Origin of the sequence: Bacillus sp. CFBP9009 (assembly GCF_036541465.1) — a bacterium.
GTDB lineage: Bacteria > Bacillota > Bacilli > Bacillales > DSM-1321 > Peribacillus.
In genome coordinates this window covers 45380-69158 of sequence record NZ_JAZHFU010000012.1, presented here as the reverse complement: position 1 = coordinate 69158, position 23779 = coordinate 45380, and the positions used below count along the sequence as shown (strand labels likewise).

At 42.5% G+C, this 23779-nt stretch carries 19 protein-coding genes and 1 riboswitch; of the genes, 11 read left to right on the top strand and 8 right to left on the bottom strand.

The genetic code is table 11. The features are described from left to right. Positions 1-50: 50 nt before the first annotated feature. The 5 genes from V3595_RS21695 to V3595_RS21675 form a co-directional block, all read right to left on the bottom strand. A complete protein-coding gene (locus V3595_RS21695) occupies positions 51-1553 on the bottom strand; it encodes a methyl-accepting chemotaxis protein (protein WP_485909546.1) in 1503 nt (500 codons plus the stop codon). A 22-nt stretch (positions 1554-1575) separates the two neighbouring features. After that, positions 1576-1803, bottom strand: coding sequence for a PDC sensor domain-containing protein (locus tag V3595_RS21690; RefSeq protein ID WP_485909467.1), 228 nt, complete (start codon positions 1801-1803; stop codon positions 1576-1578). A gap of 68 nt (positions 1804-1871) precedes the next feature. After that, complete coding sequence (locus tag V3595_RS21685) at positions 1872-2051, bottom strand: hypothetical protein (RefSeq protein ID WP_485909465.1); 180 nt, start codon at positions 2049-2051, stop codon at positions 1872-1874. A gap of 200 nt (positions 2052-2251) precedes the next feature. Further along, positions 2252-3724: a PH domain-containing protein gene (locus tag V3595_RS21680; protein WP_485909463.1), complete on the bottom strand. Its 1473-nt coding sequence runs from the start codon at positions 3722-3724 to the stop codon at positions 2252-2254. Beyond that, complete coding sequence (locus V3595_RS21675) at positions 3724-4218, bottom strand: PH domain-containing protein (protein WP_034305830.1); 495 nt, start codon at positions 4216-4218, stop codon at positions 3724-3726. Before V3595_RS21675 ends, V3595_RS21680 begins: the two co-directional genes overlap by 1 nt. A gap of 304 nt (positions 4219-4522) precedes the next feature. On the opposite strand from V3595_RS21675, the gene dacB reads away from it, so the two are divergent. The 3 genes from dacB (at position 4523) to bluB (ending at position 7613) form a co-directional block, all read left to right on the top strand. Next, a complete protein-coding gene (gene dacB, locus V3595_RS21670; protein WP_485909544.1) occupies positions 4523-5944 on the top strand; it encodes a D-alanyl-D-alanine carboxypeptidase/D-alanyl-D-alanine endopeptidase in 1422 nt (473 codons plus the stop codon). A 330-nt stretch (positions 5945-6274) separates the two neighbouring features. After that, positions 6275-6880 carry a uridine kinase family protein gene (locus V3595_RS21665; RefSeq protein WP_485909460.1) on the top strand — a complete coding sequence of 202 codons (606 nt, stop codon included), beginning with the start codon at positions 6275-6277 and terminating at the stop codon, positions 6878-6880. 91 nt (positions 6881-6971) lie between these two features. Beyond that, positions 6972-7613: a 5,6-dimethylbenzimidazole synthase gene (bluB, locus tag V3595_RS21660; protein WP_133351777.1), complete on the top strand. Its 642-nt coding sequence runs from the start codon at positions 6972-6974 to the stop codon at positions 7611-7613. Between the two features lie 132 nt (positions 7614-7745). Here bluB and rpoN read toward each other — a convergent pair whose 3' ends face one another. Then, positions 7746-9107 carry an RNA polymerase factor sigma-54 gene (gene rpoN / locus V3595_RS21655; protein ID WP_485909457.1) on the bottom strand — a complete coding sequence of 454 codons (1362 nt, stop codon included), beginning with the start codon at positions 9105-9107 and terminating at the stop codon, positions 7746-7748. A 385-nt stretch (positions 9108-9492) separates the two neighbouring features. Here rpoN and V3595_RS21650 point away from each other — a divergent pair, with 385 nt between their 5' ends. The 3 genes from V3595_RS21650 to V3595_RS21640 all read left to right on the top strand — a co-directional run bounded on the left by V3595_RS21650 (position 9493) and on the right by V3595_RS21640 (position 14016). Next, positions 9493-10818, top strand: coding sequence for an aminotransferase family protein (locus tag V3595_RS21650; protein WP_485909455.1), 1326 nt, complete (start codon positions 9493-9495; stop codon positions 10816-10818). 18 nt (positions 10819-10836) lie between these two features. After that, complete coding sequence (locus tag V3595_RS21645) at positions 10837-12270, top strand: aldehyde dehydrogenase family protein (protein WP_485909542.1); 1434 nt, start codon at positions 10837-10839, stop codon at positions 12268-12270. Positions 12271-12495: 225 nt separating this feature from the next. Next, entirely contained in the window at positions 12496-14016 is a 1521-nt protein-coding gene (locus tag V3595_RS21640) for an aldehyde dehydrogenase family protein (protein WP_230177866.1), read from the top strand. A gap of 186 nt (positions 14017-14202) precedes the next feature. Here V3595_RS21640 and V3595_RS21635 read toward each other — a convergent pair whose 3' ends face one another. Beyond that, positions 14203-16251 carry a molybdopterin oxidoreductase family protein gene (locus V3595_RS21635; RefSeq protein ID WP_485909453.1) on the bottom strand — a complete coding sequence of 683 codons (2049 nt, stop codon included), beginning with the start codon at positions 16249-16251 and terminating at the stop codon, positions 14203-14205. A gap of 151 nt (positions 16252-16402) precedes the next feature. Here V3595_RS21635 and putP point away from each other — a divergent pair, with 151 nt between their 5' ends. The 4 genes from putP to megL all read left to right on the top strand — a co-directional run bounded on the left by putP (position 16403) and on the right by megL (position 21913). Further along, entirely contained in the window at positions 16403-17872 is a 1470-nt protein-coding gene (gene putP / locus V3595_RS21630; RefSeq protein WP_485909451.1) for a sodium/proline symporter PutP, read from the top strand. A gap of 192 nt (positions 17873-18064) precedes the next feature. Then, positions 18065-19312, top strand: a complete 1248-nt coding sequence (locus V3595_RS21625) for an ATP-binding protein (RefSeq protein ID WP_485909449.1) — start codon at positions 18065-18067, stop codon at positions 19310-19312. Positions 19313-19359: 47 nt separating this feature from the next. After that, complete coding sequence (locus V3595_RS21620; protein ID WP_101224899.1) at positions 19360-20496, top strand: DEAD/DEAH box helicase; 1137 nt, start codon at positions 19360-19362, stop codon at positions 20494-20496. A 241-nt stretch (positions 20497-20737) separates the two neighbouring features. Then, positions 20738-21913 carry a methionine gamma-lyase gene (gene megL, locus V3595_RS21615; protein WP_485909447.1) on the top strand — a complete coding sequence of 392 codons (1176 nt, stop codon included), beginning with the start codon at positions 20738-20740 and terminating at the stop codon, positions 21911-21913. Here the strand turns inward: megL and V3595_RS21610 are convergent. Beyond that, positions 21910-22647 carry a TspO/MBR family protein gene (locus tag V3595_RS21610; protein WP_485909445.1) on the bottom strand — a complete coding sequence of 246 codons (738 nt, stop codon included), beginning with the start codon at positions 22645-22647 and terminating at the stop codon, positions 21910-21912. The genes megL and V3595_RS21610 overlap by 4 nt on opposite strands. A gap of 202 nt (positions 22648-22849) precedes the next feature. Further along, positions 22850-22980, top strand: a riboswitch (FMN riboswitch). Positions 22981-23125: 145 nt separating this feature from the next. On the opposite strand from V3595_RS21610, the gene ribE reads away from it, so the two are divergent. Then, complete coding sequence (gene ribE, locus V3595_RS21605; RefSeq protein WP_137017840.1) at positions 23126-23764, top strand: riboflavin synthase; 639 nt, start codon at positions 23126-23128, stop codon at positions 23762-23764. Positions 23765-23779: the final 15 nt, after the last annotated feature.

Sequence of the window (23779 nt, the reverse complement as noted above, 5' to 3'; positions counted from 1 at the left end):
GTCGTAAGTTAAAAAAGGACGGATCCCTTAGGACCCGTCCTTTTTTTTGATTAGAATGTGAACTTCTTTATTTCTTTGTGCATTTCCTGGGATAGGGCATCCAATTCACTAGCCAGGGCATTTAATTGTTCCATGGAAGCATTCGTTTGTTCTACGGAAGCAGATACTTCTTCAGTTCCTGCTGCAGTTTCCTGACTGATCGAATTTAATTTTTCTGCATTGCTTGCCATCCGTGTGACCTCGTTTACCATATCGTTCATCATGTCTTTTATTTCGTCAAAATTGCTGAATGTGTTCGCGATGATGGATGCAATGTGACTGAAGGCATTTTCCGTATCCGTTACAGAAGTATCCTGAAGATGGATTTTTTGATTGACTTGATCAATCAAATGAACGGTATTGGTTGTATCGGTTTGCATGGCTTGAATGATTTCAGAGATTTCTTTCAGTGAGTTTTCCGTCTGTTCGGCCAATTTCTTCACTTCATCGGCAACAACTGCAAACCCTTTTCCGTGCTCACCAGCCCTTGCTGCTTCGATGGCAGCATTCAGGGCGAGTAAATTCGTTTGTCCTGCAATCCCGCTTATGGTCTTTACGATCGCACTAATATCATTGGATCGGGCATCCAATGATTTGACTGCCGTACTCATCTTATTGGATATCTGGGACGTTTCATTGAATTGTTGTTTCAGGCCTTGCACTTGAGTGATTCCGTTTTCGGAAGCCTTGAACATATTTTCGGATTCCGTGGCCATTTTGCCCGTTTGCGCCTCAAGATCATTGATTTTGTCAGCCAATAGCTTTACGGCCATTTCGTTATTCTGCCCGACTTCGATTTGGTCTATGGCACCGGCTGCTATTTGTTCCATCGTCATGGCCACCTCGTTAGCTGCCGCTGAATTTTCATCGGCACTAGCCACTAGCGTCATGGAGGAATCCGATACTTTATCGGAAAGGTTGTTGACAACCCCTAACATTTGACTCATATTCCTGGTCATTAAGCTGGTGTCTTCTGCAAGTTGGCCTATCTCATCTTTCCTGGAAATGGAATTCCTGGAGGTGAAATCGCCGTCAGCCATTTTTCGTATAGATTCCTGCAGCTTTTTTATGGGATTCGTTAAAGAACGGGTGATGAAGATGGCAGATAGTGCAGTGACGGTAAAGACGATCAACAGTGTGATGATATTATCGATTATCATCGGGCTTGCACGGACTTTCACTTCATTTTCATCCATTACCCCTGCTATTCTCCATCCAGTGGTAGGATTTGTGGCGTATCCGACGATCCGGCTTTGCCCTTCATATTCCTCGATCATTGATCCGGAATCACTTTTCATTTTTTTGAAAATATTTTCCTTTGATATATCCTGTTTAATTTTTTCCTTGTCTGGATGTGTAACGAATGACCCTATCTTATCCAGCAAAAACGTATAGCCCGTTTCGCCGAATTTCGTTTGATTGACCATTGTGATCAATGTATCGATCGAGATGTCGACACCGAGCACGCCTATTAATTCATCACGATCATCATAAATGGCTTTTGCTGCCGTAATGACAAGTGTATCCGTCGCCTGATCAGTATAAGGTTCCGTCCAAATGGTCTTGTTTTTTTTGTTTCAATGCGGATTGATACCAGTCCCTTTGTCTTGGGTCGAAGTCAGCCGGCAATTCAGCTTTTGGGAATATTAATGTTTTTCCATCTTTCTCTGTGCCAAGGTATAAACCATTTATTTCAGAACTGCTTGATTGTGTATGGGAAAACTCATCCATTATGGATTCGGGGTTCTTATCATAAGTACTCATGATAGGATACTTACCGATTCTATCCAATTGACTTTCCGTTTTTTGAAAAAAGATTTCGAAAGAATCGTTCATTGACTTGACTTGACTTGCTCTTCCGTCGTTCCGGTAAGTTCCTGGGTCGTCAACTCGATACTATTTTTATAGCTCATGTAGGAGATGGCCATTCCGCTTAACATGATCAAAGCTAAAATAGGAATCAATATTTGTTTTTTTAGCGAATTAAAATACCAGTCTGTCAGTCTTTTCATATGTACAATTCTCCTTATATACCTCAAATTAATTTAGGCTTCTATAGATATTTCGGTCTGCTTTGACTTTTTTGAAGTTTAAAGTTAGAAAATTCCCAATATTAATTTTGAGGTGAGTGGGCGACATACAAGGTATGAGGGGGATATAGAGGATAAAAAAAGAGCTGACTGCCGTCGTCAACTCTTTCATTCAATGATAACTATTCGACTTGGATATTTTTTGTCCTGTCCATATACCATGTGTAAAACTCGTCTGCATATTCAACGGATACATCTTGGAACTTTGTATGGTGTACAGGCTTGGAGCGGTTGATCGTTTCAATTGTGGCAAGCCCGAAAAGCTTTTGCAGCTTCGAACGTTCCACCTCAATTTGAATGACCTTGCTTCTTTTGGTTATGAATAATGATGTTTCCAAACTTCCGGCTTTGAACTGAATGAACTCTTCATTTATTAAGTAACGGCTATTTTTGTAATCCATTATTCTCAATGTATAAATGAGAACGAGTAGAATCAGTGAGATATACCATAGGGAGGGGTTGAAATAATAGATCGCCAATGTTGTGAGAATCCAGAAAAAGCTAGGCCGCAGCATTCGGATTTTTAAGGCCTGTTTCGATAGTGACTTCATTGACCGCTCCACTTTATAAGCGGGTAAAATCTCTTCTACCATCCCATATGCCCGTTCAATTGATAAAAAAGGATAGAGGGTGTTCGTTTCCAGCTCTTCATCACCGGTGCTTCCTGCACTGATCAGTTTCACTTCTGCCAACCCTAGCAATCTTTTAATGATTGATTGGGTGATTTCGACTGCTTGTACTTTTTCTTTCCGAATGGAAAAAGCAGATTCATCCAGTACACCTTTCTTGATATATATGCGCTCATGATCGGATGAAATTTCATATTTTCCATATTTAACGAATGTGGAAACGATTCCGAAGGTAACGGCGACACATATGAGGCCTGCAAAAACGATGGTAATGATCCACCATGAATCCAATAACTTGGCAAGAAACCCTTCGGCATTCTCCAAATCGATAAAATCATCGAGTGTATTATATAACGTAGCCAATATCGGGATAAGAGCCAGGAAGCTGAGTGATGTAAAGGAAGCTTTCAGCACATCTTGTTTGCTTGGCGTGAAGTGGATCGTTTTTTCATAGGCTGGTTTCATATCCTCAGCTATTCGTTCTTCGGGAATATCCGCTTCGATTACCGGAAGTTCCTGTATTGAAGCATATTCCCCCTCAAGCCGTTCGGCCTCTTTTCGGGAAATCATCTCGAAAGGTACGCTACCCTGATCACCAGTCATCCCCGTTTCAAATGTTAAAGAGGTCAATCTGAAAATCTTATGAAATAACGTCGTGCGTTGCTGGACATTCTGAACCTTATGAAGCGGGACAGTTCGATACGATTTCGAGACAAGCCCTGAAGTAATATATAAGGTACCTTCTTTGATTTGGTATTTATATGTATACCATTTAAGGATGACAGAAATGACTTTCCAAATCAGATAAACTAGAAAGCCGATTTGGAGTACCTTCATATACATCTTTTCAGAACCGAAATTCAGGACATAAAGCATGATTATGAAAAATACATTTCCTTTCAGCAATTTCCAAAATTCGAAAGGGATTTTGATAGGGTGTAATCGTTTTGCTTGTTCTTCCATCATTAATCCACTTCCTTAATTTTTGCGAAATGGGCAATTTTATCTCGTAATTCATACGCCTCTTTCTCGGGGATGGCTGGTATGTCATGAGAGTCGCCCATTGTTCCGATGCTTAGGGAATAAAGGTTGTATTTTCGCAAAAACGGTCCTTGGTTCAATTTGACGGATTGAACCTTCGTCATCGGAATGAGTTCATGCGTTTCACTCCAGGCTCCACGTTTTGTTTGAATGAATTCTTCGTTCACGTCGTAACGCCAATACTTTTGCAATAGTATCGGTTCAATGAAGATGGACCAGATAGCATGGAAAAAAGATAATACGATAAGTCCGTTTAAAATCCATCCAATCCATTCTTTCCAAGTGAAATAATCATCAACAAATAATAGGATGCCAAGGACGGCGAGGATAATGAGGTTGGTAATGGCTTCAGTCATCCGCCACACCTTCACTGATTCTTTGGATATTTTCTTCGTTGGTGGCTGTATCTTGGAATACATATATTCACTCCTTACTATGTCTTTATACTTATACGGATTATCTTGCAAAAAAGTTCCCTATTATAAGTACATGTAAAGCAATTATGCAGCCGCATACCATGGAGTGGCGGCCGAATAATCCTGCAGTTTCCCGAGTATGTATAAATAAGGAGTTTTCTAGTGGATCTTTTCTTTTTATATGACCGAAAAATGGACAAGATAGAAGTGGTGAGTTTCTAGAGTGGGAGTGATAGGTTTGACGTATAAAAGGAAGTTGAGTTTTATATTCTTCCTGTTTTTGATTTGTTTTTTTAATGGAGAATCGATGCAGGCTGCGAATGATGATGGAAACTTAGGGCAGGAAATTCAACGAATATTGGAGCATTCGCTAGGATTGGCTGGAGCGTTGACGGGAATTTCCATCCGTTCAGCTGAAACGGGGGAAATGATTTATGAACGGGGGTCGCAAACGAGATTGCGGCCTGCTTCGAACCTTAAGCTTTTGACTGCAGCAGCTGCGCTGGAAACTTTAGGGGAAGATCATGCTTTTCAAACGGAACTATACATAAAAGGAGTGCAGGTTGGCCAGGTTCTGCAGGGCAATGTATACCTGAAGGGAAAAGGAGATCCCACATTATTGGAAAAGGATTTTGATGAGCTGGCAGCTTCACTGAAGCACAGGCAAGTTAAGTTCGTTCACGGGGATCTTATAGGCGATGATTCTTGGTATGATGATGTTCGTTATTCCCAAGACTTAGTTTGGAGCGATGGACAGGAATATTACGGTGCAGCCGTTTCGGCTTTAACCGCTTCCCCGAATGAAGATTACGATACCGGTACCATCATCGTGGAGATGACCCCTGGGGAAAAGGCTGGGAAGAGGGCAACGGTGAAGCTGGAGCCGGAAACCGATTACGTGAAGGTCATCAACAAAACGAAAACTGTATCGGCAGACGCTAATAACAAAATTGAAGTCGAACGGTCTCATGGCACACAAGTGATTACGGTGACCGGGACCATTCCGGAGCATTCCGGTGTGACCAAAGAGTGGATTTCGGTGGAAGATCCCACAGGATATGCGCTGAGCCTATTTGAAAAATCAATGAAGAAACATGGAATTAAAGTGTTGGGAAAAAGGAAAAAAGGGAAAACGCCAGTAGGAGCGGACATGATTGCCACTCATCAGTCCATGCCGCTTTCACAGCTGCTTATTCCCTTCATGAAATTGAGCAATAACAGCCATGCCGAGGTTTTGGTAAAGGAAATGGGCAAAGAGGCAGAAGGGGAAGGAAGCTGGAAGGATGGTTTGAAGGTTACTCGAAATCAGCTGAAGAGTATGGGTCTCGATATGCAAACGATCATGATGCGTGATGGATCTGGAATTTCACAAGTCAATATGATACCAGCGAATGAAATAACGAAGCTGCTGTATGCCGTTCAGGAAAAAACGTGGTTTCCTGCTTACTTGAATGCCTTACCGATTGCAGGCAACGAAAATCGGATGGTGGGCGGTACGCTTAGAAAGAGGATGAAAGGGACACTTGCAGCCGGGAATGTTCGTGCGAAAACAGGGACGATTTCAGGAACGAGCTCCTTATCAGGTTATGTGACGACCAAAAGAGGGGAAAAAATCATATTTTCAATCATCTTGAATAATTTTGTAGAAGAAAAAGGCATTACGGCAATCCAGGATAAGATAGCCGTAATGCTCGCAGAACAGGAAAACCTATTGGGAAGCGGCCAATAGTATTCATGGAAAGCTAAGTTTGAAGTTCAGGATCTGTGAGAAATAGGTCGGCATCAGTCAAATCATTTTTATATAGTTTCCCAAACGACTGTTAGTGACGCCTGTAATCCAAGAGGGGTATACACTGTCCAGCTTACTTCTGTTCGAAGAATCCTAAACGTTTTTCTTTAGTGAAAGACCTAATCTCTTATTTGTTTGAAACAAGGTCCATATCGAAAATTGGATTTTATTAAATAACAGTACCCTTCATCTTAGTTTTTTCATTTTATCCCCTCAAGGAAGGAATTTAAGGGAGGATGAATAGAAATAAGTAGTATAGGGGGAATGCTTATGAACTTTCCAACACTTAATGGACCGTATACGATTAGCAGTCTTATAGCTGAAATTCACGAAATTTCCAAAGAACGATCTCTCTATATATTGGCCATAGATGGCCGGGGCGGGTCTGGAAAAAGTACACTCGCTGCCCGTATCCAAGCAGAATGTCCGGGCAGCGCGGTCGTACATATGGATGACTTTTATTTGCCATCATCGGATAGGGTTCAACTGCCTCCATCCCAAAAGCCGATTGGAGCGGATTATGATTGGGAACGTGTTTGTAACCAAATCCTAAAACCGCTTAAAGAGGGGAAAGAAGCAAAATATCAAAGGTATGATTGGGAAACGGACACTATGGCCGAATGGCATGAGGTTCCTGCTGGGGGCCTTGTCATTATAGAAGGAACTTATTCTATCCGTAAAGAATTGGCAGGGTACCATGATTTCACGATTTGGGTGGAATGTCCCCGTGATCAGCGTTTGAAACGTGGCCTTGAGCGGGATGGTGAAGATGCGCGTCAAATGTGGGAGGATAATTGGATGGTTCATGAAGATCTCTATGTGGGTGCGCAAAGGCCTCAAGAAAGAGCGAATCTTGTTGTGGACGGAACGAGCTGAGTCAGAGGATATTTTAATTGTAAGGGTTTACCTATAAAATAGATTGTATGTTTAGATAAATTTCTGGGGAGCCAGAAACAGGGGGGAAACTATGTTTACTAATGAAGAACAAGCTGCCGTATATAAAGCCATTTATAACCGAAGGGATATCAGGAGTTTTTTGCCAAAGCCCATTTCAAAGGATATTCTCCGCAGAATTTTGGATGCTGCACATCATGCGCCGTCTGTAGGATTCATGCAACCTTGGAGTTTCATCGTGATTTCATCTCAGGAAACCAAAAACAGTTTGGCATGGGCAGCGGATAAAGAAAGAAGGGCACTCGCTATTCATTATGAAGGTGGTAAAGAAAATAAGTTTCTTAGTTTGAAAGTGGAAGGATTAAAAGAAGCACCATACACTATTTGTGTTACATGCGACCCGACACGGGGCGGCTCCCATGTTTTAGGGAGGAACTCCATTCCGGAAACCGATATTCTATCCACGGCCTGCGCAATTCAAAATATGTGGCTGGCTGCCTGTGCGGAAGGATTGGCAATGGGATGGGTAAGCTTTTATAAGAAAAATGATATTCGCGATATTTTGGAGATTCCGCCGCATATAGAACCCGTAGCACTCCTGTCGATTGGCTATACGGATCAATATCCGGATAAACCCATTCTTGAACTTGCTAATTGGGAAAAAAGAAGGCCGATGGATGAACTTATTTTCAAGGATAAATGGGGTAATAAATAAAACGATATATTAAGATTCCAAAACTGTTTATTAAGCCCCTGCTTCAGGGGCTTTTGGTTGTGATGAAAATATAAAAGACTCTTACGAAAGATACATCTTTTGAAAGAGTCTTTTTAAAAATTTGGTTTGATTTTAAAATCTGCGCCGTTTTGAAGATCCAGGTATACCGAGATCTTCACGGTATTTTGCAATAGTGCGGCGGGAGATCTTCGTTCCTTCATTTTCGAATATTTGACAAAGTTTCTGATCTGAAAAAGGCCTTATCTTATCTTCATCGGCAATCAGTACCTTTATTTTTTCTTTGATGGTGGTCGTTGATTCGGTTGCTTGGCTGTTCACGCGGTGTAACCCTCTAGTAAAGAAGTTCCTTAGTTTAAAGAGGCCATGCGGCGTCTGGATATATTTATTGCTCGTCGCCCTGCTGATTGTTGATTCATGAAGCTGAAGTTTTTCCGAAATGTCTTTCAGTGTCATAGGTTTTAATCCCGTAATTCCCTTCATGAAAAACTCTCGCTGCTCGTCCACGATTGACGCTGTCACTTTGTAAAGTGTCATTTGCCTTTGTTCAAGCCCTTTTAAAAGTAATTGGGCATCATTTATGTGCCCCTTTATATAATCTTTAGCTGGATTAACAGAATTCATAGCAACGTGGTTCTTGTAGTAAGGATTGATGGAAAGTTTAGGTGTGCAGCTATCGTTGACCGTTATCAGAAAACCTTCTTTATCTTTTTCCACGTAAACGTCCGGAACGATGTAATGAGTCATATCATCGGAAAAGTGACTGACTGGACGCGGGTTTAACGTACGGATGAAGTCCGAGGCCTCTTGTACTTCCTGAACGGTCACTTGGTAAAGGCCGGCAATTTTCCTGTAGCGTTTTTCTGCTAAATCCGTTAAATGCTTTTTAACGATCTTATACGCCAATTCATTGTAATCCTCATGCTCACGCAGCTGAATGAGTAAACAGTCGGTCAGATCTTTAGCCCCGACTCCAATGGGGTCAAGGGACTGCAATACTTGAATCATATTTTCGATTTCTTCCACGGACACGGAAAAATGCGAGGCAGCCCAATTGGCATCCAATTCAAGAAATCCATATTCATTTAAGTTCCCAATCAAGAATTGGAGAATTTTCTTTTCAAATGCTTTCAACGAACTTAGTAAACTCAATTGTTCCAGTAAATGGCTTTCCAGTGTTTCTGTGTTGATTGAATAATTGTTGATAGGGTTGTAATCATTGTCTCCGTTGAAACTTTTACTTTTAGAGGACCGTATCTGAGAATTTATTTTATGTGTATGAATGCTGGATTCAGAAAGTGTTGCGAGGGGTTCTTTAAAGCTAATTTCGAGAACGGGATTTTCGTAAGCCTGTCGGTTCAGGAAATCTATCAGTTCATGGGTGGAGTATTGAAGGATATTGATCGATTGCTGTAATTCAGGGGTTAATGACAATTTCAATGTTTGTTTTTGGTACAGTTCAAATCCTACCTGCATATATATCAACTTCTTTCGTTTAGATTAACATAGCGGCTCAAAAGGAATGAAAAAATATTAACATGATAATAATACAAATCTTCCGAAAATTCAACATTGTGTGTCAGGTTTTATAACATCAATTAGAAAATAAAGAGGGGGATTCAAAAATTTGTGTAAATTAATATTTAATTTAATGAATGGGTGTTGAGTGATCCAAATTCGAATCGAATGATTTGTATATGAATCAACACACACTCCTAATGATTCATCTATGAATCATTTTAATTTGAATACCTTTAATATAAGGCTCATATAATTTGGCATGCATCTTGCTATATCTATATATATAAATATAAAAAAACTAGCTTGAAAAAAATCCATACATGAGAAGGGTGTTTTTTACATGATTAAAGAGACGACGGGTATTCAGGAATTAATCGATTTGGATAAAAAGCATTTTATCCATCCGACTACGGCAATTGAACAACAGCAGGCAGATGGTCCAAGTTTCATCTTTAAGGAAGGAAAGGGAATATATCTTACGGATGTAACGGGCAGGACTGTCATTGATGGCATGGCTTCACTTTGGAATGTGAATATTGGACATGGACAAGAAGAGATGGCTGATGTCGCGAAGGAACAAATGGCGAAGTTAGCTTTCACCTCAAGTTTCGCCACTTTCAGCAATGAGCCGGCAATCCGTTTAGCGGCCAAAATCGCTTCCATCGCGCCTGGGGATTTGAATGCAGTTTTCTTCACTTCAGGTGGATCGGAGTCGAATGATACGGCTATCAAGCTTGCTCGACATTACTGGCTTTTGAAAGGGCAGCCTAATCGTCAAAAAATCATTTCCCGCTCGAAATCTTATCATGGAGTGGCAATGGGAGCCACAAGTGCGACTGGCTTGAAGCCGTTCCGAGACTTTACGAATTCAATCGCACCGGATTTTTACCATGTGGACGGTTCCTCCATTGAGGAGTTGCGCAAGGTCATAGAACAGGAAGGACCGGAAACGATTGCGGCATTTATCGCTGAACCGATTCAAGGGGCCGGCGGCGTGAACCTTCCTCCTGAAGGCTATTTTAAAGAAGTAAGGGAGATTTGTAATGAATACGGCATTTTAATGGTGACGGATGAAGTCATTACAGGTTTCGGAAGAACAGGGACTTATTTTGGGATTGAACACTTTGGTGTTGTACCTGATATGATGTGCTTTGCAAAAGGTGTGACAAGCGGATATGCACAGTTAGGCGGGGTCGTCCTGAATGATAAGATGCATCAGGATTTCATTGCCCTTTCAAAAGGCACGCTTTTACACGGCTACACATACAGTGGCCATCCTATGGCTTGTGCGGTTGCTTTGAAAAATATTGAAATAATTGAACGTGAAAACCTGATAGAAAACTCGAAACAGCGTGGTGAAGAGTTGCTTGCCGGCTTTAAGAAGCTTCAAAGCAAACATCCGATTATTGGTGATGTCAGGGCACTTGGATTAATTGGAGGCATCTCCATCGTAAAGGACAAACAAACAGGCGAAGGCTTTGAGACACAGCTTGCTCCAAGGCTGGTTGCTGAAGCGGCGAAGAATGGTTTGATTTGCCGTTCTGTTACGTTTGATCAAGATACACTCGTATTCGCACCGCCTTTAATCATTACTAAATCGGAAGTCGAAAGAATAATTGAAATCCTTGATGAGACATTTACTGCTGTCGAAAAAGAAATTTTATAAGAGGTGAAAGTGATGGTCATGACGGAAACGCTGAAAAAGAAATTATTTATTAATGGTAAATGGCAAGAAGCTGAAAAGTTCACGACACTAAAGTCTCCTTATAGCGGGGAAGTTCTAGCGGAGATTCCTTCGGCAAGCCTTGAAGATGTCGAGTTGGCAATAGAATCAGCCTATCAAGCTAGAAAAACAATGGCAGCTTTACCTAGTCATAAACGTGCTGCCATACTTGAAAAGCTTGCGAGCCTTTTGGAAAGCCGCAAAGATGAGGCAGCTGAAATAATTGCTAAAGAGGCAGCGAAACCGATTAAAACGGCAATGGTTGAAGTATCCCGGACGATTGCCACATATAAATTTGCAGCAGAGGAAGCAAAACGGATTCATGGAGAAACATTGACGATGGATGCTACAGCTGACGGAGAAGGAAGAATAGGATACACAGTCCGTGAGCCTCTAGGTGTCGTTGGTGCGATTACGCCTTTTAATTTTCCGATGAACCTGGTTGCCCATAAAGTAGGCCCGGCGATTGCTGCCGGAAATACACTTGTCCTGAAACCTGCAAGCCAAACACCGCTATCTTCGCTATTTCTTGCTGAACTCTTAGCCGAAACGGATTTGCCGGCAGGTGCATTTAATTTAGTTACCGGAAGCGGCTCGGTAATCGGCGATAAATTAGTCACCGATTCACGGGTGAAGAGCATTTCATTCACAGGCAGTCCGGCTGTCGGAATCGGGATCCGCAATAAGGCCGGGTTAAAGAAAGTGAGTCTTGAACTAGGTTCGAATGCGGCTGTCATCGTTGATAAAGGGATCAATATCGATAAAATCATCCAACGATGTGTATCGGCAGCATTCGCTTTTCAAGGGCAGGTCTGTATTTCCTTACAGCGTGCATATGTTCATGAAGAGGTATATGATGAGTTCGTCAAAAAATTCACAGAAGCAACGAATGGCTTGAAACTTGGAGATTCTTTGGACCCGTCGGTGGATATTTCGGCATTGATCAGCGCTGGCGATGTACAGCGAAGCTTGGATTGGATCGCTGAGGCTAAACAACACGGTGCGATTGTTGCAGCAGGAGGTAAATCTGAAGGAAATATCCTGCATCCAACTGTGTTGCTGGAAGTGGATGCAATGCTTAAGGTATCTTGCCAGGAAGTCTTCGCTCCAATTGTTTTGATCAATAAGGTTTCTTCCGTTGAGGAAGCGATTGACTTGGTCAATGATTCCGAATTCGGATTGCAGGCCGGGATTTACACAGAAAATATCAATCTGGCTCTTTCTGCCGCAGAAAAATTGGAAGTCGGCGGTGTTATCATTAATGATATCCCAACTTACCGTGTCGACAACATGCCATATGGCGGAGTCAAAAAAAGCGGAACTGGCCGCGAAGGGCTGAAATATGCCATTGAAGAAATGACGGAAATGAAATTGGTCATTATTAACCGGAATTAATCAGAAAAGAGGTGAGCAGCTGCTCATCTCTTTTTTTCTATGAATCTTGAATCTTGAAAGAGTTTGTCCCATGAGTTATGCAAAAATGAATAGGTAATTCACCACTGAATTTAAATTAGACAGGAAAGGGCATAAAACCGTGAGTTACCTAATATTTCAAACTGGCATGAATCTTGCTCATATCTAATATATAGGTAGATAACTTAAAACCGAGGAGGAAATTACATGCAGGAAACTTTGCAAAATAACAAGAAAAAAGAAGGAACGGGAGCACTGGACTTAAAGATGTTCATCAATGGGGAATGGGTGAATTCGACTTCAGGTGAGAAGAGGGATGTATTGAATCCGGCTACAGGGGAAGTTATTGCCAAAGCTGCGGAAGGAACACAGGAAGATGTGGATGCAGCGGTCGAGGCAGCAAAATATGCTTTCTATGAAGGTGGTTGGTGGGGAACTCCTGCAGTGGAAAGAGCTCGCATTTTATTCAAAATAGCCGACAAAATAGAAGAAAAAGCTGAAGAACTAGCTGCGTTGGAAACATTGGATAATGGGAAACCATTGCGTGAGGCTCGTTATGATATCGCTGATTCAGCAGCCTGTTTTAGATATTATGCAGGATTGGCTACAAAACCGACAGGTCAGACTTTTGAAGTTCCTGACGGCCAGCAAGCGATGGTCGTAAGGGAACCAATCGGTGTATGCGGGCAGATCGTTCCATGGAATTTCCCACTAATGATGTCAGCCTGGAAACTGGCTCCGGCGCTTGCAGCAGGAAATTCCGTTGTATTCAAACCATCTGAGATCACTCCGGTGACAGCGGTCAAACTATTTGAAATCATGGATGAGGTCGGATTGCCAAAGGGTGTCGCAAACCTTGTCTTAGGAGCGGGGCCAGTTGTCGGACAAGCCATTGCCGAACATGAGGAAATCGATAAAGTAGCCTTTACAGGAGGAACGGCAACAGGACGTAAGATCATGGAGGCTTCACTGGGTAACCTAAAGAAAGTGACATTGGAGCTCGGCGGGAAATCGCCTAATATCGTATTTGCGGACTCTGACTTTGAGACTGCAGTTGATTATGCTCTATACGGGATTTTCTGTAATCAAGGACAAGTGTGCTCAGCAGGCTCCCGTTTACTATTGGAAGAGTCCATTTACGATCAGTTCATTGCAAGTCTTACTGCGAAGGCGAAAAAGATCAAAGTAGGTTCAGGTTCTGATGAAAACAGCCAGATGGGACCTATCGTTTCAGAAGCCCATATGAACAAAATATTATCGTATATCCAAATCGGAAAAGAAGAAGGCGCCAAATTAATCGTCGGTGGAAATCGAATTAAAGAAGAAGGCATGGATAAAGGTTACTTTGTCGAACCTACTATTTTTGTTGATACGACACCGGACATGCGGATTGTGCAGGAAGAAATTTTTGGACCGGTGCTTGTCGTTCAAAAATTCAAGGATGAAGCGGAAGCTCTTCGACTTGCCAATGATACGAAATATGGTTTAGCGGGAGCGGTGTTCACGAATGATATCGCAAAAGCATACCGTGTCATTAAAAAAGTGCGTGCCGGCATCACATGGATTAACTCATATCATCCAACTTATAACGAAGCTCCTTGGGGAGGATTCAAGCAAAGCGGAAATGGACGCGAACTGGGAACTTTCGGTTACGAAGCTTATACGGAAGTGAAGCAAATCAATAACAACTTGGATATCCAGCCAACAGGCTGGTTTGATGAAGAGTAAATAGCTTGACGAAAAGGCTGTTCCTTAGGGAACAGCCTTTTTTTGTGGAATCGAGATATAATCCGGAAAATCGCAGATATATTTCTGAAATCGGAGATATAATCCGGAAAATCGCAGATAAAATGCCGGAATCGCAGATATAATTCAAAGAATCGCAGATATAATCAAAGATTGCTTAACGTTGACCTACTCTTGTTGGACTTTTTCAAGATCCACCCGTCCTGAGAAGAAAACGGCGCCATTACCCATATCTGCGAGGCGATCTGGGGTAAGGGAATTGATGTGTTGCTTTGTTTCGGGAGTATTCTGCCACAAGCCTTGGCTGACAAGAACGCCTGGTAACACATTTTCACCGGGAGCAGCGGTAAGCAAACATTCACCGCGACCGTTCCAGATTTTTACGATATCTCCGGAGGCTATCCCCATAGTTTTAGCATCAGCGGCATTCATGTGCAGTTTCGGTTCCTTTTCCATGGAGATATGTTTGGCATTATTTGAAAAGGTTGAATTCAAGAAATTGTGATTAGGTGCCGGAATGAATAAAAATGGCAGGTCGCTGTCTTTAATGATTGGCGTATATGTTGGCAAAGGCTCGTATCCATCCCGCTTCATCCGTTCGGAATAAAGTTCGATTTTACCGCTTGGTGTCGGGAGTTTGCCTGGGAACATCGGCTGCATTTTGGCTTTGACAAATTGATTCCTTGAAAGTGAGTCATAGGTGATGCCTTCCAAATGCGGGTTGTCGGGAAAATCCAGCGCCTGCCGTATCATATCTTCTTCTGAATCTCTAAATGCTTGTTCCTCAAATCCCATTCCAACAGCCAACAGTTTGAACAATTCAACATTCGATTTCGATTCGCCATATTTTTCGACTACAGGTTTTTGTATTTGGACGTAATTATGCCAGTATGAATTATAAAAATCCTCCGTTTCATAAGATGACGTGGCAGGAAGGACGAGGTCGGCAAACATGGCCGTTTCGGTTAAGAATAGATCATGGACCACTGTGAATAGATCTTCCCGCATTAGACCTTCCTGTACCTTATTTGCATTCGGAGCGACAAGTGCTGGGTTGGAGCCGTATACAAACATGGAGCGAATCGGATTTTCTTTTTCCAGAAGAGCTTGCCCGATTTGGTTCATATTAATGGTCCGGGTAGCTTTATTTTGCAATAAATCCGGACGTCTTAAGGAATTTGTATTAAACGCGAGATATCCTGAATTCCCTTTGATGGCTCCGCCGCCTTCCGCCATCCATTGGCCGGTAAGTGCAGGCAGGCAGGCAATGGTGCGTACTGCCATGCCGCCATTGTCATGGTGCTGCAGGCCATTGCCTATCCGTACGAATGATGGACTGGTCGTGCCATACATCCTGGCTAATTCATATAAGTCATCAATTGGAACGCCAGTGATAGCGGAGACCGTCGCAGGGTCATATTGGCGGACGTGTTCACGGAATTCAGCAGCACCCACTGTGTATTCATCGAGAAAGGGCTGGTCGACTAGATTCTCGGCATATAGGATATGCATTAATCCGAGGGCGAGCGCACTATCTGTACCAGGCAGAATCGGAATGAACCAATCCGCCCACTTGCCGGTTTGGTTTTTATGTACGTCAATGACAACTACTTTGGCCCCGTTTTTTCGGGCTTGCTGGGCAAGCGTTACTTGGTGCATATTTGTGCTCACAGCGTTAATGCCCCACATGATGAAAAGCTTTGTATGAATCGTTTCTTCTGGGTCGGTGCCGAATGAACCACCCATTGTATAGCTGTATCCGACTGAGCCGGCCGCGTTACAAATGGAACGTTCGAGCATGCTTGCACCGAGCTTGTGGAAAAAACGGCGATCCATCCCCTCAGCGCTAAGATTGCCCATGTTTCCGTAAAAGCTGTAGGGAAGTATGCTTTCCGGACCGTGCATATCGATCAGGTCTTTCCATTTGGAAGTGATTGTGTCAATGGCCTCTTCCCAACTGATTGGAGCGAATTTCCCTTCTCCTTTCGGACCGATGCGCTTTAATGGCTGCTTTAAGCGATTGGGGTCATATAGACGGGCAGTCATGTTGCGGACTTTGTTGCAAATATTCCCTTTTGTGACTGGATGATCAGGGTCTCCTTGAACTTTAATGATTTTCCCGTCTTTTTTGTGCAGCAGTAAACCGCATTGATCAGGACAGTCAAGAGAGCAAACAGAGGGAAAGACTCCATCTGGCTGATTGATATAGGGTTGCATGGCGTATTCCTCCTAATAATTTAATCTAATAAAATGAATTTTCTTAATTATATTGAAAGTGAAATCGATGAAAGGTGCAAGAACTTCTTAACATATGTTTTTTTTTCTGATAAGCTTACTAGATGAAAAATTAACCTAGGGGGATTCATTTTTGGATTACGGAATTATAATATCAATTGGAATATACATGGCAGGCATGCTGTTAATTGGTTATTTGGCCTATCGGAAAACGGCAAACTTAACCGATTACATGCTTGGCGGACGGAACTTGGGCCCGGCTGTAACTGCATTGAGTGCAGGTGCTTCCGATATGAGCGGCTGGCTGTTGATGGGTCTTCCGGGTGCAATGTACATAAGCGGGTTGAGTGCTGGCTGGATTGTCGTCGGCCTGTGTGCAGGGTCTTATTTAAACTGGCTATTCGTGGCACCAAGACTTCGGACATATACGGAAGTGGCCGGCAATTCGATTACGATTCCCGACTTTTTGGGAAATCGGTTCAAGGATGGCTCCCGGGTCTTAAAAGTGGTATCAGCATCGGTCATTTTAATTTTCTTCACCTTTTATACATCTTCAGGAATGGTAGCAGGCGGTGAGCTTTTCCGCACCGCTTTCAATTTGGATTACCGTTGGGGCATTTGGCTGACGGCGAGCGTCGTTATTCTTTATACATTATTCGGCGGATTCCTGGCTGTTAGCTGGACGGACTTCGTACAAGGTACGATTATGTTCATTGCCTTAATTCTAGTCCCGGTTGTCACGATTGTAAATATTGGTGGCTGGGATCCCACCTTCAATGAAATAAAATCGATCAACCCGAATTTATTGCATGTTTTTGAAGGAACGTCAACCATTGGCATCATATCTCTTCTGGCTTGGGGGCTTGGTTATTTCGGACAGCCTCATATAATCGTTCGATTCATGGCGGTTTCATCTGTTAAAGAATTGAAAAGTGCACGGCGAATCGGTATGGGCTGGATGATTTTTGCCATCGTCGGAGCGATGTTCACCGGGTTGGTGGGGATTGCTTATTTTAACCTGACAAGCAGTCCTTTAGGGGAAAAAAATGCTGAGTCCGTCTTCATCATTTTAGCTAAAGAACTGTTTCCTTCCCTAATTACAGGCTTTTTGTTGGCTGCGATTTTAGCAGCGGTCATGAGTACGATTGCATCTCAGCTGTTAGTATCAGCAAGTGCCCTGACCGATGATTTCTATAAGCAGTTCATTCGGCCGAAAGCATCTGATAAGGAATTAGTTCTGGTAGGTCGGTTTGGTGTATTGGCGATATCTGCCATTGCCTTATTATTGGCGTTTAATCCAAGCGGTACGATCCTTAAATTGGTTGGTTATGCATGGGCTGGTTTCGGAGCGGCATTCGGTCCTGTCATTCTGTTAAGCCTGTACTGGAAACGGATGACGAAATGGGGAGCCCTGGCGGGAATGATTGTCGGTACGGCAACCGTGATCGTCTGGGATATGATCGATAAGTTCGCTGAAGTATACGAAATCATTCCTGGTTTCATCGCTGGTTCAATAGCGGTGGTCGTTTTCAGCTTATTATCGGCCAAGCCTACAAATGATATAGAAGAAGAATTCAATCAAGCCATTAAAAACCTCTCTTGATCATTGAAGGTCCAGTTAAAATGCTCTGGATTTTTTAGCGATATAAAACAATGATTGCAATATATATGGTACAATATCGATAGAGTCCTTATGTTGAAAACATGAGGGCTTTTTTTGAGTGATTTGGGAATAATAAACCTAAAACAATACAAAGGAAAAAATATGAACCAATCTCATAAAATTGCATGTAAAGTGGCTTTTATATATATAACCATTGGGGTCTTATGGATTGTCGTTACAGATTACATCTCTATGACACAGGCAAGGGCAGATGTTCGGATATATGCAATGTTTCAACATTCCAAAGGATGGATGTTCATTTTCATTACCGGGCTTTTCCTATACTTCATAATCAGGTATTGGACGGGGAAAATGTTGAGGTCCCAACAGGAATTCATTCTGAAGGATGAACAGTATCGGTCGCTGTTCAAGCATAACCCGGATTGTGTCCTTGAGCTGAATCTCGAAGGAAATGTTGTTTCGCTAAACCCGGAAGCTGAGAAACTGTTGGGTCATAATAGTGACAATTTGAAAGGCAAGAATGCGAATCATCTCCTCAACTGGAATGAAAGTGATAAAGTATCTGAATTCTTTTTACAGTCCCTTCAAGGGGAGGCTGTTAAATTCGAAACGACCATCCAGAATAGCAGTGATGAAAAACGGATAATCCGTGTGACTTTTTTACCGATCATCGTTCACGCTGAAATGCTAGGGGTATATGCAATCGTTAGGGATATTACTGAATTGCGGCGCGAAGAGGAATTGATGATCATGTCTGAAAAGCTATCTGTTATCGGACATCTGGCTGCCGCTGTCGCACATGAGATAAGGAATCCACTGACATCGTTAAAAGGATTCGTACAGTTAATGGATATGACCCAGGAAGTAAACCCGCTGCATTCCGATATCATGCTGAAGGAAATTGACCGAATCAATATTATCTCAAGTGAACTTTTGGTTCTCGGGAAGAAACAGGATGTCGCATTTCGCAGGATCGATCTTGCCGACAGTTTACAGCAGGTATTCACGTTGATGAAAGCAGAAACGAATTTGAATAATATCGAAATGGGGTTCAGGGTTAAAACTGCCGAACCGATTTATATTATGGCTGATTCAATTGAACTTAAACAGTTGGTAATCAATATCATAAAGAACAGCATTGAAGCGATAAAGGATAAAGGGGAAATTGAAATTTCGCTGCAAATCATCGATGGGCAAGCTTTAGTCAGCGTGAGTGATAATGGCATGGGAATGGGTCCCGAGCGCCTTGAACGGATTGGTGAGCCTTTTTACTCCACGAAGGAAAAGGGCACAGGGATCGGGCTTGCAATTTGCCGGAAGATCGTTCATCGCCTTCAGGGGGAAATGGATTTTGAAAGTGAGATAAACAAAGGGACGACGGTTACAATTCGCATTCCGTTGGCTACTGAACAAGAATAAATGGTACTATGAAAGATAGGAAAAGTTTTATATTAAAGGAGAACGATATGAGCGAATTACCTGCATTAATAAACGATAGAAAACCATATATACAAGAGGTCTGGAAAAAGTCCGGATTCGGACAACTTACCCCGATTCAAACGAAAGCGATTCCCGTGATTGTCGAGGGAAAAGATATCATGGCCGAATCACCGACAGGTACAGGAAAAACATTAGCATATTTACTGCCTTTGCTGGAAAAGATAGATCCTGAAAAAAAATCGCCCCAAGCTTTGATTTTGGCATCATCACGAGAACTGGTCATGCAAATCAATGAAGAAATTCGCATTTGGTCAGAGGGAAGCGGCATTACGGGTGCAGCATTCATCGGCGGTGCTAATGTGAAAAGGCAGTTGGACAAACTGAAGAAGCGTCCACAGGTGATTGCTGGAACACCGGGACGGATATACGAATTGATTGCCCAAAAGAAATTGAAGATGCATGAAGTTAAGACGATAGTACTTGATGAAGGTGACCAATTGATCACTCCGGAGCATATGGGAACGATCAATAATATTATCAAAACAACGCTAAAAGACCGGCAAATCATGGTGTTTTCAGCGACCCTGCCGGAGGAAACGGAAAAAGCGGCCAGGGGATTCATGAATGAACCCGAAATGATCAAGGTTGATAAGCATGAAAAAATGGAATCAAAGGTGGACCATCTTTACTTTGTTGTTGAGAGACGTGAAAAGTCCAAGATTCTGGAGAAAATCACAAGACTTAAAGATGTGAAGGCCCTTGCCTTCCTGAATGATATAGCAGAGCTGAGCGTCTTACATGAAAAGCTGAGCTATAAAGGTATTGAAATGGGCGTGCTTCATGGCGAATCCAATAAAGTCGACAGGGAGAAAGCGCTGCGCAAGCTGCGTTCCGGAAAATCCCCGATGCTGATAGCAACGGATGTAGCGGCAAGGGGGCTAGATATTAAAGGCCTTACTGCGGTCGTTCATATTGATATGGCTGACAACATCGAACAATATATCCATAGATCCGGGAGAACTGGGCGTGCTGGTGCAGATGGGACTGTCATTTCAATCGTAACGGAAAGAGAAGAGCGAGAGTTGAAAAAAATGGCTCGTGAACTGGAGCTACCATTAACGAGAGTAACCTTCTATGGTGGAAACATCGTAGTCGATGAATGATTCGGAAAAAGGGACGGCCATGGCGGCTGTCCCTTTTTTACGAATGCCCGTAGGATTAAAATTAAAAGAGTTGCTCAATTTGCAGAATCCAATTGAACTTATTCATCTATTGCCCTCGAGAAATCATATTATATTTACTATTCAGGGGTTCATTTATGGGTGATAATCATGAATGAAAACGCTTCCTTTATATAGGTTTTTGACATATGATAGCAATAGACATAGGTTAGGAGGAGACGGTATGACAGGAAAGTATAAACAGTTTGAAACGGCAGTCATCCATGAAGGATATGACTCGAAGAAGCATTTAGGAAGCTTGGCAACACCCTTATTCCAAACCTCAACATTCACTTTCGAAAATGCCGAGCAAGGTGAGAGGCGTTTCGCCGGTATGGAAGATGGATATATATATTCACGACTTGGAAATCCAACGGTACAGGTGCTTGAAGAAAAGATTGCCGCTTTGGAAGGCGGGGAAGCTGGCCTTGCTTTCGGTTCAGGCATGGCTGCCGTTTCAGCTGTGCTTTTTGCGTTAACAAAAACAGATGACCACATCCTATGCTCACAGGGGTTATATGGTTGTACATTTGGCCTTCTGCAGCTAATGAAAAATAAATACCGCATCACTCATGATTTTTGTGAAATGGATACAGAAGAACAGGTAAGGAAAATGATCCGGCCGGAAACGACCTGCATCTATGTAGAAACCCCGATCAATCCGACGATGAAAATGATTGACTTACAGATGGTGGTGAAAGTTGCGAAGGAATATAATGTGACGGTCGTAGTGGATAATACGTTTTCGACGCCATACCTACAGAGACCGCTTGAGTATGGCTGTGATATCGTCCTTCATAGCGCTACGAAATATCTTTGCGGGCATGGGGATGTCGTTGCAGGACTTGTCGTAGGTAAGAAGGAATTCATGAATCAGGTAGCTGGGACTACACAGAAGGATATCGGTGGAATCATTTCACCTTTCGATGCCTGGTTACTATTGCGGGGGTTAAAGACCTTGCCTGTCAGGATGGACCGTCATTCGGCCAATGCAATAGAAATCTTTCATGAACTTAAGAAACATCCAAAGGTGAAAAAGGTATATTATCCAGGTGATGAAGCCTCACCGGATCATTATATAATGCAAAAACAGATGAAACATGGCGGCGGCCTTATCTCTTTCGAATTGCATGGCACAAAACAGGATGCACAGGAATTCCTCAATAAATTGAAACTAATCAAAATTGCCGTAAGTCTTGGGGATGCCGAAACATTGATCCAGCATCCCGCTACCATGACGCACTCTGCCGTTCCTGAAGATTCACGGAAACAAATGGGCATCAGTGACCAGCTGGTCCGTCTCTCAGTTGGCCTAGAAGCTTGGCAGGATGTCTGGCAAGATCTTCAACAAGCATTTTAGGCTACTATTTTCCTTCTATTTTTAATGAAGATGGTGATGGATACGATAAAAGTGATGACAGCCAGGATATAAGAAATGTCCGTAATTACCGGATAGGCGGAGCTATTTCGTATCCCGATGCCTATGAACGCCCAAACGAATACGAGAGGATAGCACCAATCCCGGTTTTTACCTGCAAAGACAAAAGCCAGGATTGTTGCTGCAATCAGCAGGACGATCGTCCAGGCTAAACTTGAAACCCCAAAACCGTCCCATTTGATATACGTGAGGTAATAAGAAATGTCAGCAATCGTTGCAACACTTACCCAGCCTGTATAAACGGAAAACGGAAATAGGTCGAAAGGAGTGTGCTCCACTTTTTTTATGCTTGTATAAATGACCATTAAAGTAGCCAAAAGAGCAATGATAATGAATACGGATAACAAAAAGTGTTCATAGTGCCAAGCCAAAAGCCAAGCGCCATTCAAGACACAGCTTAAAGCGAACCAAGGGAAGGATGCCTTATAAGCAGGGCTGTTTTGATGTTTGCTTAAAAACTGCCTGAATACCCAGATGGCGAGCAGGAAATAGATCAAGCCCCATATGGAAAATACATATCCGGCAGGAGTGAAAAGGACATCAAGTTTATCGGAAATCTCTCCTGATGTCTGGCCGTTCAATGGCAGGAAATTAGCTAAAAAATTCATCGTAACGACGAACAGATAGAAAATCAAGTTGATGATGGAAATAAGCATAAGGCTTCCTCCTTATATGAATTGTGATCCTCTAACCCTATTCCACATATTTAGCCTGATTAACCTCTTTGGAGCACATCGGGGACTTTGGAGGTCGTTTTTCCATAAAGAGAGGAAGTTTCTGTAACAATTGAACCATTTAAGGTTAGAAATTTTACATCTTCACTTTATGGTGATAAAATATTCAAAGATTCATATTATTTTAGTCCTTCGGGGTCGGGTGAAAATCCCAACCGGCGGTGATGAAGAAATTCTAAGCCCGCGAGCCTGTTAAAGGCAGGATTTGGTGAGATTCCAAAGCCGACAGTAAAGTCTGGATGGGAGAAGGACGTGTGGAACCCAAGTGTATACGTACGCCTAATTTTTCAAAAATGAAAATATTAGGCTTTTTAGGTATACAATTTTTTCACTCATTTCTCCTGCTAACTCCTTAGGTCATCCTAAGGGGTTTTTTATATTTTATAAAAGGGGGAAAAACATGTTTACGGGAATCATTGAGGATATCGGTACCGTACATTCCATGAAAAAAGGAAAAAGCAGTATGGAGTTATCGATTCGTTCTGAAAAAATCCTTGAAGATGTTCATCTGGGGGATAGTATTTCAGTAAACGGAGTCTGCTTAACGGTAACGTCCTTCACGAAAAGTTTGTTTACGGTCGACGTGATGCCGGAAACGGTCAAAGCTTCCTCGATCCGGACATTGAAATTGGGATCACCTGTGAATCTCGAACGAGCCATGAGTGCACAGGGAAGGTTTGGCGGCCATTTTGTTTCAGGTCATATCGACGGAACCGGAACGATCATAAAAAAAGAACGGAAAGAAAATGCCGTTTATTATGTAATCCAATTGGAAGAGGGGCTCAGTGCCTTTTGCATTCCAAAAGGATCCGTGGCCATTGATGGAACGAGCTTGACGATATTTGGGATCGAAAGGAACCTATTGACTGTATCACTGATTCCATTGACTCATCAGGACACCATATTGGGACAAAAAGCGGCTGGCGATATCGTTAACATCGAAAACGACATGATAGGGAAATATATAATACATCAAATGAAAAATGGCAATCCAAAACCAGGACTGAATTTAGAGTTTTTGGCAGAGCATGGATTCTAATAAAAGGGCGGTGTA